This window comes from uncultured Erythrobacter sp. (genome assembly GCF_947499705.1).
Classification (GTDB): Bacteria; Pseudomonadota; Alphaproteobacteria; order Sphingomonadales; family Sphingomonadaceae; genus Erythrobacter.
In genome coordinates, this window is the sequence record NZ_CANMPJ010000002.1 from 695,788 (window position 1) to 712,167 (window position 16,380).

14 protein-coding genes are annotated in these 16,380 nt (G+C 60.7%); 9 read left to right on the forward strand and 5 right to left on the reverse strand.

What is annotated here, in order from left to right:
• Positions 1-84: 84 nt before the first annotated feature.
• Together Q0837_RS16260 and Q0837_RS16265 are read right to left on the reverse strand one after the other, a co-directional pair.
• A complete protein-coding gene (locus tag Q0837_RS16260; RefSeq protein WP_298471158.1) occupies positions 85-2,844 on the reverse strand; it encodes a [protein-PII] uridylyltransferase in 2,760 nt (919 codons plus the stop codon).
• Positions 2,845-2,886: 42 nt separating this feature from the next.
• Entirely contained in the window at positions 2,887-4,608 is a 1,722-nt protein-coding gene (locus tag Q0837_RS16265) for a class I adenylate-forming enzyme family protein (protein ID WP_298471159.1), read from the reverse strand.
• A gap of 171 nt (positions 4,609-4,779) precedes the next feature.
• Between Q0837_RS16265 and lgt the strand changes: the two genes are divergently transcribed.
• The 3 genes from lgt (at position 4,780) to Q0837_RS16280 (ending at position 8,227) form a co-directional block, all read left to right on the forward strand.
• Positions 4,780-5,688 carry a prolipoprotein diacylglyceryl transferase gene (gene lgt / locus Q0837_RS16270; protein WP_298471161.1) on the forward strand — a complete coding sequence of 303 codons (909 nt, stop codon included), beginning with the start codon at positions 4,780-4,782 and terminating at the stop codon, positions 5,686-5,688.
• A complete protein-coding gene (locus tag Q0837_RS17590) occupies positions 5,583-7,739 on the forward strand; it encodes an SAM-dependent methyltransferase (protein WP_366519699.1) in 2,157 nt (718 codons plus the stop codon). The genes lgt and Q0837_RS17590 overlap by 106 nt, the downstream gene beginning before the upstream one ends.
• 62 nt (positions 7,740-7,801) lie before the next feature.
• Positions 7,802-8,227, forward strand: coding sequence for a DUF2147 domain-containing protein (locus Q0837_RS16280; protein WP_298471163.1), 426 nt, complete (start codon positions 7,802-7,804; stop codon positions 8,225-8,227).
• Here Q0837_RS16280 and Q0837_RS16285 read toward each other — a convergent pair.
• The 3 genes from Q0837_RS16285 to Q0837_RS16295 are packed head-to-tail and all read right to left on the reverse strand — an operon-like array spanning position 8,224 to position 12,076.
• Positions 8,224-9,762, reverse strand: a complete 1,539-nt coding sequence (locus Q0837_RS16285) for a glycine betaine ABC transporter substrate-binding protein (protein ID WP_298471165.1) — start codon at positions 9,760-9,762, stop codon at positions 8,224-8,226. The two genes, Q0837_RS16280 and Q0837_RS16285, sit on opposite strands and share 4 nt — an antisense overlap.
• Complete coding sequence (locus Q0837_RS16290) at positions 9,759-10,538, reverse strand: ATP-binding cassette domain-containing protein (RefSeq protein ID WP_298471167.1); 780 nt, start codon at positions 10,536-10,538, stop codon at positions 9,759-9,761. The genes Q0837_RS16285 and Q0837_RS16290 overlap by 4 nt, the downstream gene beginning before the upstream one ends.
• A 26-nt stretch (positions 10,539-10,564) precedes the next feature.
• Positions 10,565-12,076, reverse strand: coding sequence for an HWE histidine kinase domain-containing protein (locus Q0837_RS16295; protein WP_298471168.1), 1,512 nt, complete (start codon positions 12,074-12,076; stop codon positions 10,565-10,567).
• 149 nt (positions 12,077-12,225) lie between these two features.
• Between Q0837_RS16295 and Q0837_RS16300 the strand changes: the two genes are divergently transcribed.
• From Q0837_RS16300 to Q0837_RS16325, 6 genes are all read left to right on the forward strand, one after another.
• Entirely contained in the window at positions 12,226-13,395 is a 1,170-nt protein-coding gene (locus tag Q0837_RS16300; RefSeq protein ID WP_298471169.1) for an isovaleryl-CoA dehydrogenase, read from the forward strand.
• Positions 13,392-13,670: a DUF5076 domain-containing protein gene (locus Q0837_RS16305; protein WP_298471171.1), complete on the forward strand. Its 279-nt coding sequence runs from the start codon at positions 13,392-13,394 to the stop codon at positions 13,668-13,670. The genes Q0837_RS16300 and Q0837_RS16305 overlap by 4 nt, the downstream gene beginning before the upstream one ends.
• 78 nt (positions 13,671-13,748) lie before the next feature.
• Positions 13,749-14,057 (forward strand): DUF1330 domain-containing protein, encoded by a 309-nt coding sequence (locus Q0837_RS16310; RefSeq protein ID WP_298471172.1) that lies wholly within the window; start codon positions 13,749-13,751, stop codon positions 14,055-14,057.
• Between the two features lie 8 nt (positions 14,058-14,065).
• Positions 14,066-14,425, forward strand: coding sequence for a hypothetical protein (locus tag Q0837_RS16315; protein ID WP_298471173.1), 360 nt, complete (start codon positions 14,066-14,068; stop codon positions 14,423-14,425).
• Complete coding sequence (locus tag Q0837_RS16320) at positions 14,407-14,772, forward strand: hypothetical protein (RefSeq protein ID WP_298471174.1); 366 nt, start codon at positions 14,407-14,409, stop codon at positions 14,770-14,772. Before Q0837_RS16315 ends, Q0837_RS16320 begins: the two co-directional genes overlap by 19 nt.
• Positions 14,769-16,376, forward strand: a complete 1,608-nt coding sequence (locus Q0837_RS16325) for a carboxyl transferase domain-containing protein (RefSeq protein ID WP_298471176.1) — start codon at positions 14,769-14,771, stop codon at positions 16,374-16,376. The genes Q0837_RS16320 and Q0837_RS16325 overlap by 4 nt, the downstream gene beginning before the upstream one ends.
• The last annotated feature ends 4 nt before the right edge of the window (positions 16,377-16,380 follow it).

Here is a 16,380-nt window from a genome sequence, read left to right on the forward strand (position 1 = left end):
ATTAGAAAATAAGTTCAGCGCTTGCAACTCAATTTGCCGTCTGGACTGTAGCAAGACTGCAACGGCGGCAAAGTGGTATGGGAATCAGGCGTTCTCGTGCTCGCGCTGCCGCTGATCGCTGGCGGCATCCAACAACATGGCTTCGATCTCCGCCAGCCTGTCGGGTGCAGTGATCTTCGCGCCCGTCAGGTCCGTCACATAAAACGTGTCGGCGGCGCTTTCGCCATAGGCTGTGATGTGTGCGGACTGGACCATCAGATTGGCACGGTAAAGTGCGTGGGCGAGCCTGTTGAGCAGAGCCGGACGGTCGCGTGCGGTTACTTCGACCACCGTAAAATTGTTCGAAGCGGTGTTGTCGAAATTCACGTTCGGCGCGACTTCAAATGCCTTTGCGCGCGAATGCGATAGCGGGCGCGCGGCGAGCTTGGGCACCAGCTCCACTTGCGCCAACAGCGCGTCGCGGATGCCTTTCTTGAGGCGCGCAATCTGGCTGTCCTCGCGGAAGGGTTCGCCGTGCAGGTCCTGCACCAGGAAATTGTCTACCGCGTAGCCGTTCATCGCGGTGTGAATACGGGCATCAATGATGTTTGCACCAGCGAGATGGATCCCGCCGGCGATGCGGTAGAACAGGCCCGGATGGTCCGCGGCGATCACGCTGACCAAAGTCGCACCGCGTTCTTCGTCGGCTTCGCAATGAATCGACAGGTGCTCTTCGATCCGCTGTGCTTCCTCATACTGGATGAAGTTCTTGGCGATGATATCCTCGGGTTCGGCGATCCAATAGGCGTCGCTCATCATCTCGCCGACTTCGTCGATCAGGCCCGCTTTCTGGCCCAGAATCGCAGCGACGCCAGCCTTCTTGGCGTGAACGCGCTCGGCACGGCCATGGCGCTTATGACCCAGACGCAGACGTTCTTGCGCCGCGTCATAGAGTTCGCCGAGCAGCTGGCCTTTCCAGCTGTTCCATGTGCCTGGGCCGACTGCGCGAATGTCCACAGCCGTCAGGATCGCGAGATTGCGCAGACGATCAACGGTCTTCACCTCGGCCACGAAATCCTCGATCGTCTTGGGATCGGTCAGATCGCGCTTTTGCGCGGTCGAGCTCATCAGCAAATGTTGCAACACCAGCCACGCAACCAGCTCAGTTTCCTTCTGATCCAGCCCGAAACGCGGGCAGAGTTCATGTGCGACTTCCGCTCCGAGCACGGAATGATCACCGCCGCGCCCCTTGGCGATGTCGTGCAACAGCACGGCAACGAACAGCGCCCGGCGCGAGGCAACCTTGTGAATCTGCTTGGTCGCGCGCGGATGGTCTTTTGCGAGCAATCCGCGCTCGATTTGTGAAAGCAAGCCAATCGCGCGGATCGTGTGCTCGTCGACTGTGTAATGGTGATACATGTCGAACTGCATCTGCGCATTGACCCGCCCAAAGTCTGGCACGAACCGGCCGAACACGCCCGCTTCGTTCATCCAGCGCAGCGCCGATTCCGGATCCTTGCGTCCGCCGAGCAAGTCGAGGAACAGCGCGTTAGCCCGCTTGTCCTTGCGGACTGTGGCCTTGATCAGTTTCGAATCCCGATCTGCTTGCCGCATCGTATCGGGATGCACTTCGAGCCCTTCGGCTTCGGCCAGCTGAAATATCTCAATTAGCCGAACCGGGTCCTTGTGGAACCAGTCGTCGCTTGGTGCCTTGATCCGTCCGCCATCGACGACGTAGCCTTTGAGCACGCGCGGCTTCGTGTTCCAGCCTGCGAAGAACCCGCCGCGCACGCGTTTTTTGGCGAATTCCTCGTCGAGATGCGACAGGAAAACACCGGTCAGATTGCCGACGCGTTTTACCTGCAGGAAATAGAACTGCATGAAACGTTCGACCGCGCTTTTGCCGGGTCGATCGGCGAAGTTCATGCGCGCCGCGACTTCACGCTGCAGATCGAACGTCAGGCGGTCTTCGGCGCGGTCCGTTATCGTGTGCATGTGGCTGCGCACGGCGAGCAGGAACCCTTCGGCGCGGCGGAAACTGCGATATTCGGTTGGGGTCAGCAGCCCAACGCCAACCAGTTCAGCAGCGGTTTCGGCGCGGTGAATATACTTGCCGATCCAATACAGCGTCTGAAGGTCGCGCAGTCCGCCCTTGCCGTCTTTTACATTGGGTTCGACGACATAGCGGCTGTCGCCCATGCGCTTGTGCCGCTGGTTTCGCTCTTCCAGCTTTTGCGTCAGGAACAGCCGCTCGCTGCCTTTCACGACATCGGTCCAGAAGCGCTGGCGCAGTTCCTCGTAAAGCTCCTGATCGCCCCACACCAACCTGCCTTCGAGCAGTGCGGTGCGGATGGTCAGGTCTTCCTTCGCCATGGTCATGCTGTCGGCGATGGTGCGGCTCGACTGGCCGACTTTAAGGCCAAGGTCCCACAGCAGATAAAGCATCGCCTCGATCACCTGCTCGCACCACGGCGCGCGCTTCATCGGGGTGATGAAGGCGATGTCGACATCGGAATGCGGCGCCATTTCGGCGCGGCCATATCCGCCGACCGCCAGGATCGCGAGCCGCTCTGCCGCGGTGCGATTGGGCACCGGGTAGACGTGCTCAACTATGTAGTCGTGAATGACCCGCACGATCTGATCGACCAGGAACGAATGGCCATGGACGCATTCGTAGCCTGCGGACGGTTTCTCCGCGAGCCGCCGAGCGAGTTCAGCGCGGCCATTGTCGAGCGCGTCTCGCAGCGCTTCCAGTATTGCCGGGCGAGCCTCCTCGCCTTGCTCCTCGGCAAGTGCCGAGATGGCCTCGGCCAGTGCACGGCGATCCAGGATCGCGCGCTGATTGGGGACGCGCCGCGTGCTCATCGGTTCAACCTCAACGGTGTCGGCGAGACGCGGCGCGGTGCATCATGCCGCGACGAGCTTCTTCGTGTATTCTTCGCGCAGCGTCTTCTTGTCGATCTTCTGGGTGCCCAGGCGCGGAAGCACATCGGTGACGACCCAGATATGCTCTTCCAGTGGCACCTTGAACGGAGCGATCCGGGTGAGCAGGAATTCGCGCAGCTGAGCTGGGCTCATCGCATCACGACCCGGCTTGGTCCGGAACACCGCCGCCGGGACTTCACCCATACGCTCATCAGGCAGGCCAAAGACGGAGCATTCGGCCATATCGTCGTGCGCGTAGACGGCGTCTTCCACTTCGATGCATGAGATGTTCTCGCCGCCGCGAATGATGATGTCTTTTTTGCGGTCGACGATGAAGAGGTACTCGTCTTCGTCGAGATAGCCGAGATCGCCGGTTCGGAAATACTGATCGTCGGTGAAGGCGGCGTCTGTCGCTTCATCGTTGTTCCAATAGCCGCGGAAGTTGGCGACCGAGCGGATGCACACCTCGCCGACATCGCCCTGAGGCAGCTTGTTCCCATCATCGTCGAGGATCGCGAGATCGACCATCGGCACGCTGGCTTTGCCGGTCGATCCGGGCTTGGCGATGTAGTTCTCGTTGAAATTGCCGCAGCCCACCGCGTTCGTTTCAGTCAATCCGTAGCCAAGTAGCGGGAAGCCTTCGGGGAACGCTTCCTTGATCTTGGTGACGTGCTCAACCGGGCGCGGAGCGCCGCCAGCGGCGAAGCTCTTACACGCCGACAGGTCGTATTTCTCGCGGTCGGGGTGGCTGGCGATTTCATAGCTCATCAGCGGAACGCCGACGAAATAGGTCACCTTTTCTTCGGCCATCAAACGGAGCGCTTCGCCACCATTCCATTTCGGCATCAATACCAGCTTGCGCGCAATCGCATAGCTTTGCAGGAACAGCGGCACTTCGCCGGTCACGTGGAACAGCGGAACGGCGACCAGAGCCGACGGCTGGGCCGAAAGATCTTGGCCTTGGCTCTCAAGCAGCAGTTTGGCCATCGCGCTTTGAGCGACATAGTTCATCACGCCGTGCACGACGCCGCGATGATCGGACCATGCACCCTTGGATTTGCCGGTCGAGCCCGAGGTATAGAGGATGCTCGCAATATCGTCTGGCCCGATTTGGCCGAGCATGGCCATCGCAACAGCCGGAGCATCTGCGCCCGGTACGGCCCAGCAATTGGCGAGACCCTCTGCGGGGGCTGAATCATGACCGATCATCACGATCTTGGCGCCATGTTCGTGGCCTTCCAAGCGTTTGGCGCGGCCTTCATCGGCGAGCACGATTTTGCACTCGGCCAGATCGATGCCGTAAGCCAGCTCTTCGCCCGACCAGAAACCGTTGAGCAAGGTCGCGCAGCCGCCGGCCATCACGATGCCCATATAGCCGATGATCCAGTTACTGGAGTTGCGTGCTGCAATTCCGACACGGTCGCCTTTTTCAAGGCCATGCTGCGTCGCGAGACCCTGAGCCACGCACACCGCGGCAGCGTAGGATTCGCCGAACGTCATCCGGATATCGCCATCGACCAGGAAGGGGACATCCTTATGCTCGTTGCAGAAATGCGCGAAGTAATGCGCCAATGTAGGCGGAGCGACGGCGAATGCGGGCATTTCCGCTCCGCCGCGTTCGAATGGAACGGTTGCAAACGGCTGGCCTTCCTTGGTCAGCTCTCCGATGATTGCTTCAAGCGCAGTGTCCAACTGGGTGGGCATGCAGAATTCTCTCCTAATCGACTTTGCAAGTCTGTTCGACAGCGCCGCCTCTTAGCGGCACCTGAATAATGACGGCTCGCGTCAGGCTTCCCCCAAACCATTCGCTGTGCCACAAGCCGCCCGGCAAGCCTGCCGATACGGCACGGCTAACGCTATTAAGAGGTTCGCTTCGTGCTGTCACTACTTGCTGCAAGCGGCGCTGCCGATCCGATTTACTGGTCGGATCTGGGGCTGAAGCCGGGGATCGATATCTTCGGGTTTTTCACGCTGCGCTTCTACTCGTTGGCCTATCTGATCGGGGTGATTTTTGCCTATTGGCACACGCTGAAAGCGCTTAAGACGCCCGGTGCGCCGATGGCGCAGCGCCATGCCGACGATCTGTTCTTCTATTGCACGCTCGGCGTGATCCTGGGTGGACGGCTGGGTTACGCCGCGTTCTATACCGGCGGTGACACCGGCATTCCGAGCGCCTTCACCGACTTTTCGGGCGAAGGCTTTGTCAGTTGGAAGCTATTACGCATGTGGGATGGCGGGATGAGCTTTCATGGCGGGCTTGTCGGGGTGGTCGTGGCGATCATCTTTGTGACCTGGCGCGACAAGCTGAATTTCCTGCGCGTGTGCGACTACATCGCCGTCAGTGTGCCGATGGGCATGCTGCTCGGGCGGCTGGCGAACTTCAACAACGGTGAATTGTGGGGCCGCGTGACCGATGTGTCGTGGGGCATGGTGTTTCCGGGTGCTGACGAAGTGCCGCGCCACCCCAGCCAGCTCTATCAGGCTGGGCTCGAAGGTTTGGCGCTGCTCGTGATCTTGCTCGTGCTGTTTTGGAAGACCAAGGCGCGTTATCGCCCGGGTCTGCTTGTCGGTGTTTTCACGCTCGGTATGGGAGTGGCGCGCTTTGTTAACGAATTTTTCCGTCAACCGGATGCACAATTGGCTGACTTTGCAGTTCAAACCGGGCTATCGATGGGGCAATGGCTGTCAGTACCGCTGATCTTGATTGGATTGATTGTCACGCTTTACGCGGTGACCCGCAAGCCGGTTGGCACGGGCGCGGGGAGCACTCCGCAGACGGCCTGAACGCCGGCCTGATCCTCGACGACGATCCGCGCCTGTGGCGTCCCAAACTTACGCTGATTGAACCGGACGGCACCGAGGCTTTGGTGCTGAGTCTGGCTGAAGCTGGGGCGAAACCCGCTGCCGACGCCAAAGTCGAAGCTGAGAAAGTGGCAAAGGCTGCTGCGGAAAAAGCGAGAGCCGAAGCAGAGGCTGCGGCTCAGGCAAAGGCAGAAGAAGAGGCCAAAGCCAAGGCAGCGGCCGAGAAGGCGAAGAAAGAAGCAGAGGCTAAGGCCAAAGCGGACGCCGAAGCGAAAGCGAAAAAAGAGGCCGAGGAGAAGGCGAAGGCTGAAGCGGAAGCTAAGGCCAAGGCGGCAGCTGAAGCGGCGGCAGCGGCCAAGGCCAAGAAAGAAGCGGAAGCTGCGGCGAAAAAGAAAGCTGCCGCTGAGGCCAAAGCCAAGAAGGAGGCCGAAGCAAAGGCTGCGGCTGAAGCGAAGGCCAAGAAGGAAGCCGAAGAGAAAGCCAAAGCCGAAGCGCGCGCCAAGGCCGTCGCCGAAGCAGAGGTTCGCGCCAAGGCAGAAGAGGCCGCGGCTGAGGCAGCAGCAAAGGCAGAAGCCAAGCGAAAGGCCGAGGCCAAGGCGAAGGCCGCCGCAGAGGCCAAAGCCAGGAAAGACGCGGAAGAAAAGGCGAAGCGCGAGGCCGAGGAAAAAGCCAAAGCCGAGGCTGAAGCCAAGGCCAAGCAAGAGGCCGAGAAGAAGGCGAAAGCCGAGGCGGCAGCAAAAGCGAAAGCTGAAAAGGAAGCAGCGGCCAAGGCCAAGAAAGAAGCGGAAGCCGCAGCGAAAAAGAAGGCTGCGGCCGAGGCCAAGGCCAAGAAAGAAGCGGAAGCTGCGGCGAAAAAGAAAGCTGCTGCCGAGGCCAAAGCCAAGAAGGAAGCCGAAGCAAAGGCTGCGGCTGAAGCAAAGGCCAAGAAGGAAGCCGAAGAGAAAGCTGCCGCTGAAGCCAAGGCCAAGGAAGAAGCGGAGCGCGCCAAGGCCGAAAATCTCGGCGAAACTTTCCGCCGCCTGATCCGCGAAACCGGCCCTATCAGCCTCGCGCAATATATGGGTGAGAGTAACGCGCGCTATTATGCGAGCCGTGATCCGCTCGGCGAAGAAGGCGATTTCATCACAGCGCCCGAAGTCAGCCAGATGTTCGGCGAGCTGGTCGGTCTATGGCTGGCCGATCTGTGGGTGAAGATGGGCCAGTCGGACAACATCCACTATGTCGAGCTCGGCCCGGGTCGCGGGACGCTGACCAAGGATGTGTTGCGCGCTGCCAGTAAATACGGTTTCGACCCGCATCTGCACTTTGTCGAAGGCTCGATCGAGCTGCGCAAGATTCAGCGTCAGGCCTTCCCGGCGGTCCGGTTCCATAACGATCTGTCGACGCTACCCGAAGACCGCCCGCTGCTGATTGTCGCAAACGAATTCTTCGACGCGCTGCCTGTTCACCAGCTGGTTCGCTCCGCTCAAGGCTGGCATGAGCGGATGGTCGGGCTGGACGATGACCGTTTCGTGTTCGTCGCTGGCGACAAGCCGATGGACTCGGTCGTGCCGACCAGCTGGAAGAACGCTTCGCAAGGCTCGATGATCGAAACCAGTCCGGCGGCGGCAACGGTGATGGCCGAGATTGCACAGCGTCTGACCAACCAGGGCGGCGCCGCGCTGATCATGGATTACGGCCCGACCGAACTGCGTGCGGGTTCAACGCTCCAGGCGCTCAAGAAGCACAAGAAGGTCGATCCGCTCACGCATCCCGGCGAGGCCGACCTGACCGCGCATGTCGATTTCGAGATGCTGCAGGAAGTCGCGGCCAAAAATGGTGCCGATGTGATGGGCCTGCAAATGCAGGGCGAATGGCTCCGCCAGATGGGGATCGATGTCCGGCACGAAGCGCTCAAGCGCAAATCGCCCGGAGAGGCCGACAAGCTGGATCGGCAATACGACCGGCTGGTCGCCGACGATCAAATGGGTGCATTGTTCAAGGTGCTTGGCATTTGCGGGCGGCGCTGGCCGTTTGGAGTCGGCTTCGACTGAGCCGGATGTAACCTTTCGTCGCATTCATGCGTACTGATCATGACTCGCCCTCGGAGAGAGCCATGATTCTGCGCCATTTGTTACCCTTTGTCGCCGCGTGCTTTGCGCTTTTTGCCGCCCCTGCGAATGCGGCAGACTCAATCAACGGACGCTGGGTGACGGAGGACAAAGATGGGATCGTCCTGATTGGTAAGTGCGGCGCGAGCACTTGCGGCAAAATCGTACGTTTCCTGATCACACCGCCCGATGGCCCGGATCAGCGCGACATCTACAACCCCAACCCGAAGCTGAAGAAGCGCAAGTTGCTGGGGCTGCCGGTGCTCACCAATTTCAAGGAAGAGTCGGATTTGTGGCGCGGGACTATCTACGATCCCAACACCGGCAAGAGCTACCGTTCCGTCATCCGGCGCAAGAGCGCAAATACGATTGAAGTCAAAGGCTGCATCGGCCCGTTCTGCCAGACGCAGATTTGGCGCAAGGCGCGTTAGAGTCCAATCTTCGCAGCCAATTCCGCCGCCGCATCCTTTGGCGACATTTTGTCTTCATCCTCGCGATCTACGGCGTAGTTCGCCTCGCGCATCGCTTCCACGCTGATCGCGCCTACCAGCGGTTCAAGCGCAGCGATAAGCGCCTGATCTCCGGCGACGCGCGGGGACAGCATCAGCATTGCGTCGTAGCTCGGCAGGGCTTCGCGCGGGTCTTCGAGCACCACTAACCTGTCCGCCGCGATCCGTCCGTCGGAGGTGTAGGCGCTGATCACATCCGCCTCGCCCGAACGCAGCGCGTTGTACATGAAGGTCGGCGAGAAATTGCGCGTCTCATCAAACCGCAAGCCATACGCATCGCGCACCGCGATCCATTCGGGCCTTTCGAAGAATTCCGGATCGCCGCCCACGGTTAGTTGGCGCGCAACCGGCACCAGATCTTCAAGCGAGGTCACGCCAAGCTCCGCTGCGCGGTCTTCCCGCATCGCGAAAGCATAGGCGTTTTCGAAACCCAATCGGCCAAGCACAAGCACGCCGTTTTCGCGCATGTCCCAGGCCTTGATCTCTTCATACATTTCGTCGCGCCCGACCTGATCAGTGCGCTTCATCTCGTTGGTCCAGATCGTGCCGGTGTAATCGACCGAAGTGTCGATGCTGCTGGAGGCGACGGCGCTGTGGACCACCGCGGAGCCTAGGCCGTCGCGATACTCGACTGAGTAGCCAGCATCCTCAAGCCGCGACCCGATCAATTGCGCGAGGATATATTGCTCGGAGAACTGCTTGGAGGCGATCACGATCGTGTCGTCGTCATCGCCGCCCGACTGATAGACTAAAGCGGCGATCAGGCCGAACGCGACGGCGACCATTCCCGCGCCATATTGCCAGCGCGAACGGTTCGCGAGACCGCGCTCGATCAATCCGAGCAGCATGTCGACCGTCAATGCCAGTGCGGCGCTGGCGAAGCATCCGGCCAGCACCAGCGCCCAGTTCTGCGTCTGCAATCCGGCGAAGATCGGATCGCCAAGGCTGGGCTGACCGATGGTGGTCGAGAGCGTGGCCGCCCCGATAGTCCAAACGCTTGCTGTGCGGATGCCCGCCATCACGAACGGTGCAGAGAGCGGGGCTTCTACCAATGTGAGCTTCTGCCAGTTGGTCATGCCCACACCATCGGCTGCCTCAAGCACGCCCGGATCGAGATTGGCCTGCGCGGTAACCGCGTTTCGGAGGATCGGCAGCAAAGCATAAAGCGCCAGCGCCAGCAGGGCTGGAAGGAAACCGAGCGTGGGCAGATCTTCGCCGAACACGGCACGCAGGCTGAGCAGGATGGGGAAGAACAACGCAAGCAACGCCAGCGCCGGAATAGTCTGGACGAGGCTCGCGAAGCCAAGCGCAATCCGCGCCACCGGCTGCGAACGGCTGCCCCAGACGGCCAGCGGCAAGGCGACGATGATGCCTAGCCCAATGGCGCTTGCTGCAAGCACAACATGCGCAGCCAGCTTGTCGCCAAGGCCAAACAGGATTTCCCAGAAGCCGCTCATGCGCCGCTGGCTTCCATCTTGGCAAGTTTTTCGGCCTGCTGGCGCGGCACCGCGACGAGGCCCTGCGCAATCTCTCCGCCTTCACCAGCGAGGAGTTGCTGCGGCGTACAATCGGCGACCAGCTGACCTGCATCCATCACCAGCACTCGGTCGGCCAGCAACAAGGCCTCGGCCATGTCGTGGGTGACCATCACTGTCGTCAGGCCGAGCCGCTCATGCAGCTCGCGCACCTTTTCGCCCAGCGCATCGCGGGTGATCGGGTCGAGGGCGCCGAAAGGCTCGTCCATAAGCAGCAGCTCAGGCTTGTTCGCGAGCGCGCGGGCCACGCCCACTCTTTGGCGCTGACCACCGGACAGTTCATCGGGCATGCGGCTGGCCATGTCCGGCTCCAACTCGACCAGTTCCAGCAGCTCGGCGACCCGCTCCGCCGGCAGCTTCTCACCGTCGAGCCTGGGGCCGATCGCGATGTTTTCGCCGACCTTGAAATGGGGGAACAGGCCGATCCCTTGAAACACATAGCCGACCCGGCGCCGCAGCTTCGATTGCTTAAGGTGCGTCACATCCTCGCCGCCGAACAAGACTTTGCCGCGGCTGGGTGTAGCCAGCGTGTTTACCATTTTCAGCAGCGTTGATTTGCCCGAGCCAGATGCGCCGACCAACGCGACGAAACTGCCCGCATCGATCGCGCAAGACACCCCGCCCAATGCAATCACCTCACCATAATGGCGCGTGACATTCTCGAAATTCAGCAGCGGCTTGGTAGTTGGAGCGGTCATTCGTGGATGGCGTAGCGGGCTAACGCCTATTGGGCCAGCCGTTCAAGCGGGATCGCAATTTCGGCCCGTAGCCCCTCGCTGCGCCAGTCTTGCGTCAAGCCACCCCCCAACTGGTTGCGAATGGACATTTCCATGAGCCGCGAACCAAATCCTGCGCCGTCAGGGGGCAATGCAGGTGGCCCCCCAATCTCTTCCCAGCCGATGATGGCATTCTCATCATCGCGGCGAATGGTAATTGCAATCCGACCATCGGCAACGCTCAGCGCTCCGTATTTGGCCGAGTTTGTCGCCAATTCGTGGAACACCAATGCAAGCGGCGTCGCAGCGCGGGGGCCGAATTCTGCGCGGTCACCGGATACCGAAACGGCATCGGACCCTGGCGCGCCATAGGGCGCCATCAAGACTTCGAGCAACCTCTTCAACTCATCGCCATCGCCGGTATCGACCCGCAGCGCAAAGTCCTGCGCGCGTGAAAGGGCGAGGATATTTTCGTTGAGGACCCTGGCAAAGCCTTGAGCGGCCTCATCGCCGCGCGCGTGCAATGCTACCAGTCCGGTGATCACGGCGAAGATGTTCTTGATCCGATGTGCCAATTCGCCCGCCAGCAATTCGCGTTCTTCGGAGATGCGATAACGTTCGTCGATATCGGTGATCGTGCCGAACCAGCGCGCAGTTTCGGGATCGTCCGAGGATGGCACTGCGCGGGTCAGCATCCAGCGATAGCTACCATCGGGCATAAGCATGCGCCATTCGTCTTCGAACAAAGCTGCCGCTGCGACCGCTTCGCCAAATTTCGCGACAGACGGTTCAAAGTCGTCCGGATGCACCACCGGGCGCCAGTCTTCGACTGTCTTCGGATTGGGCATGCCCGTCACTTCGGTCCAGCGCGCATTGAACATGTCGAATTGGCCAGCGGCGGTTGCGGCCCAGGCAATGTCGGGCACGCTGTCGAGCATGAATTGCAGCCGCGCGGCGCTTGCTGCCAATTCGGTGGTCGCAATGTTGGCGCTTCGGTGGGTTTCGATCCGCCGTTTGACGGCTTCGGCCAACGTTATCAGGCCTTCGACCTGGAAATCGTTGAGGCCCTTGTCGCGCGGAGCGATGTCATTGACGCATAAGGCACCGATCGGGACGCCCTCGGACGAAATCAGCGGAACCCCGACATAATAGCGCAAATGCGCGTCGCCGGTGACGAGCGCAAAGCTGGAAAACCGCTCATCTCCCGTGGCATCAAGCACTTCGAGAATGTCCGACCCTAGCATTGTGTGCGCGCAAAAGCTCGTAGCGCGGGGCGTTTCGGTGACGTCGATCCCTTCACGGGCGAGGAACACCTGACGTTCTTCTTCGACCAGGCTGATTGCAGCCGAGGGCGCTTCGCACAAATGCGCCGCAAAGCGGGCTATCCGATCAAGTTCAGGATCGCCTTGAAGATCGCCTAGCCCAAAGCTGGCGAGCAGGCGCAGCCGGTTCTCCTCGTCGCAGAATTCCTGCGCAGGAGCCATGTCCGCTGGCCAAGGTTTCTGATCGAGCAGTGTCACGCTTTGCTCCCGTCCAGCCTGCCAATACAGGAAAGCACCGGGCTGACAAATTCGGGAGAAATGCCGAACGTGATTTGCGGCTCTCGGTTTGCGTAGGAGCCGCGCGCTGATATGGGCGCGGTATCAAACGAAAAGGCCCCGAGAGCATTATGCGCGCTACCCCCGATTTCGATTTCCAGCTTGGCGAAAGCGCCGAGATGATCCGCGACAGCGTTGGCCGCTTCGCCGATGAACAGATCGCCCCGCTGGCCGAAAAGATCGACCGCGAGGACTATTTCCCGCGCGATGAACTGTGGCAGGCGATGGGTGAGCTTGGTCTGCACGGCATCACCGTTGAGGAAGAAGATGGCGGGTTGGGCCTCGGCTATCTCGAGCACGTCATCGCAGTCGAGGAAGTCAGCCGCGCAAGCGCTTCGCTCGGCCTGTCCTATGGCGCGCACTCGAACCTGTGTCTCAACCAGATCCGCCGTTGGGGCAATGAAGAGCAAAAGGCAAAATACCTCCCCGGGCTGATCAGCGGTGAGCATGTTGGCAGCCTCGCCATGTCCGAGGTTTCGGCTGGCTCTGACGTGGTTTCGATGAAGCTCAAGGCCGAAGCAGTCCAAGGCGGCTATGTTCTCAACGGCACCAAGTTCTGGATCACCAACGCCACCTGTGCGGACACTTTGGTCGTCTATGCCAAGACCGATGGCAGCGCCGGATCGCGCGGGATCACCGCCTTCCTGATCGAAAAGGACATGCCCGGGTTCTCCATTGGCCAGAAGATCGAAAAGGTCGGTATGCGCGGTTCGCCCACGGCTGAGCTGGTGTTCGACGATTGCGAAGTGCCTGAGGAAAACGTGATGGGCCCGGTCAATGGCGGGGTCGGCGTGCTGATGAGCGGTTTGGATTACGAGCGCGTGGTGCTTGCAGGATTGCAGCTCGGCATCATGCAGGCGTGCCTCGACACGGTCATCCCATATCTGCGCGAGCGCAAGCAGTTCGGCAAACCGATCGGCAGCTTCCAGCTTATGCAAGCCAAGGTCGCTGACATGTATGTCGCGCTGCAATCGGCTCGCGCTTACACTTACGCGGTCGCAAAGGCCTGCGATGCGGGTCAAACGACGCGTTTCGATGCGGCGGGTGTGATCCTGCTGTCCTCTGAGAACGCGTTCCGTGTCGCAGCCGAAAGCGTGCAAGCACTGGGCGGCGCGGGCTACACGCTCGACTGGCCGGTGGAGCGCTATATGCGCGATGCGAAGCTGCTGGATATCGGCGCGGGGACGAACGAAATCCGCCGGATGCTGATCGGGCGCGAATTGATCGGGGCGGCGGGGTGAGCAGCCGAGAAGAGATCGACGCACGGCCAAACTTGGTCGAGGCAAAAATCGGCGAAGGCGGCCGTCCTGAAGTTGCCATCGCGGCCTACCAGCTGAAGGGCGCATATCATTTTGGACGGTTCCTCGCCGATGTCGCAAGGCACGGCGCACTGGCCTACGCGTCTACCTGGTCGCTGGACGAAAGCGACGCGCTGGAAGACATTTGCAGAGGATTGAGCGACCAGTTGCGGGAACAGATTGGCGACGTCACAATGATGCAGAAGGGCACCCGTTGACGGTGCTTTCAGCAAACACCCACCTTTCTCGCCCATTCTCAGTACAATGCTCGACCTCTAGACTATCGGAGCCAATAGATGCCCGTCTACATGATCTCCCGCATGACCATCCACGACCGTACCGAGTACGACAAATACGAAGCTCGCTTTATGGAGATCTTCGACAAGTTCGAAGGCACAATGCTCAGCGTCGATGAAGAACCTCAGGTGCTCGGCGGTGAGTGGACCGCGACGCGCTCCGTCCTGATGGAATTCCCCGACAAGCCCAAGCTGTTCGCGTGGCTCCTTTCGCCTGAATACAAGGAGATCGGGAAGTTCCGCGATGCGGGCAGCACGGCGGAATCGATCATTGTGAAGGGGCTGGAGCCAGGAGACTTGCCGGGGTGAGCCTCGGCGTGCTCCGCCTCCTCGGCGCTGGATTGGCGCTGTCGCTGATGATCGGCGAGGTGATCCGCAGTTGGGGAGCCGGGCGACCGATCATGTTCGTGCTCGACGATTTCTTCATGGGTGGATTGCTGCTGATCGGAGCCATCTTGATGGCCAGCCCCAGCCGCATCCGCTGGGGCGTATTTGTCGCCGGATGGGCGTCCTGTGCCGGGATGATGTATGGCAGTTTCTTCGGCAAAGTGTTCGATCCGGCATCTGCCAATTCGGGCAATCTCGACCTCGGCCTGCTGACCGCGCTGATCGGAGTAGCGTTTGCTGTGTCGTTGGTGGGGCTTTGGGGAAGCCTGATATGGAAACCCGCCGAATGATCTGGCTCTGGCTGTCAGCCGCCGTCATGGCCCTCGTCGCGATTGCGCACTCGACCGGCGGGGCTAGTTCGGTGCTTGGACCCATCCTCTCCGGCGGCAACCCGCACCCGGATATGGAGATCGCTCCGACGCTGCTGCGCTATCTCTGGCACTCGCTTTCTGCGTTTATGGTGCTTTGCGCTGCGGTAGTCGTCTGGCCGGAGACCCCGCGCGCGCTTATCATCGTGATCGGATTGTTCTGGATCGGATTGGGTCTGGCCGATATCGCGACATCGCATTTCAAACATCCCGGCTGGATACCCATGGGGATCGCCGGAATATTAGCATTGATCGGGGCCTATAGATGACCGCACCTGTCCTCACTTCAAAGCTCGACCGTGAAAGCCCCGATGCCAAGGCGCGTGTCGCGCATAACAAGACTCTGGCTGAAAACTTGCGCGCTACAGTCGCCGAAGCTGCGCTGGGCGGGCCGGAGCGCTCGCGTGATCGGCATGTGTCGCGGGGCAAGCTGCTTCCGCGCGAGCGGGTGGAGCGGTTGCTCGATCCGGGATCGCCTTTCCTTGAGGTCGGCCAGCTTGCTGCCAACGGGATGTATGAAGGTGACATCAACGGCGCTTCGCTGATCTGCGGGATCGGGCGGGTGTCGGGCCGACAGGTGATGATCGTGTGCAACGATGCCACCGTCAAAGGCGGCACCTATTATCCGATGACGGTCAAGAAGCACCTGCGCGCGCAGGAGATCGCTCAGGAGAACCGCCTGCCGTGCATCTACCTCGTCGACAGCGGCGGGGCGAACCTACCGCATCAGGCAGAGGTGTTTCCGGACCGCGATCACTTTGGCCGCATCTTCTTCAATCAGGCGAATATGTCGGCGCTCGGTATCCCGCAGATTGCCTGCGTGATGGGGTCTTGCACTGCTGGCGGGGCTTACGTTCCGGCCATGTCCGACGAAACGGTAATCGTGCGCAACCAAGGGACGATCTTCCTCGCCGGGCCGCCGCTGGTGAAGGCGGCAACGGGGGAAGAAATTACCGCTGAAGACCTTGGCGGCGGCGATCTGCATGCCAAGAAATCGGGCGTGGTCGATCACCTTGCCGAGAATGACGAGCACGCGCTCACCATCGTGCGCGATATTGTCAGTCATCTCGGCGAGAACACTGGCGCGGCGAGAGACATCTCTCTGAAAGACCCGCGCCCGCCGAAATTCGATGCCGACGATCTCTACGCCATCGTGCCCGACGATGTGCGTGCGCCCTACGATGTGAAAGAGGTCATCGCGCGGCTGGTCGACGGCTCCGAGTTCCACGAATTCAAGCAGCACTATGGCTCCACGCTGGTGTGCGGCTTCGCGCATATCTGGGGGATGCCGGTCGCGATCCTTGCGAACAATGGTGTGCTGTTCAGCGAATCCGCGCAGAAGGGCGCGCACTTTATCGAGCTAGCCTGCCAGCGCCGTATTCCGCTGCTGTTCCTGCAGAATATCAGCGGCTTTATGGTCGGAGGGAAATACGAGGCGGAAGGCATCGCCAAGCACGGCGCAAAGCTCGTCACCGCCGTTGCCACTGCGACCGTGCCCAAGATCACTGTAGTGATCGGCGGCAGCTTCGGTGCTGGCAATTACGGCATGGCAGGCCGCGCATATTCCCCGCGCTTCCTGTTCACCTGGCCCAATGCCCGCATCAGCGTGATGGGCGGCGAACAGGCGGCTTCTGTGCTCGCGACCGTCCACCGCGACGCGGATTCATGGTCTGAAGAAGAGGCCGAGGCCTTCAAGGTCCCGATCCGCCAGAAATACGAGGATGAAGGCAACCCCTACTACGCCACCGCGCGGCTATGGGATGACGGGGTGATCGACCCGGTGCAGACGCGCGATGTACTTGGGCTGGCATTTGCGGCGACGCTGGAAGCGCCGATTGCCGAGCGGCCCGCATTTGGTGTGTTCAGGATGTGATGCC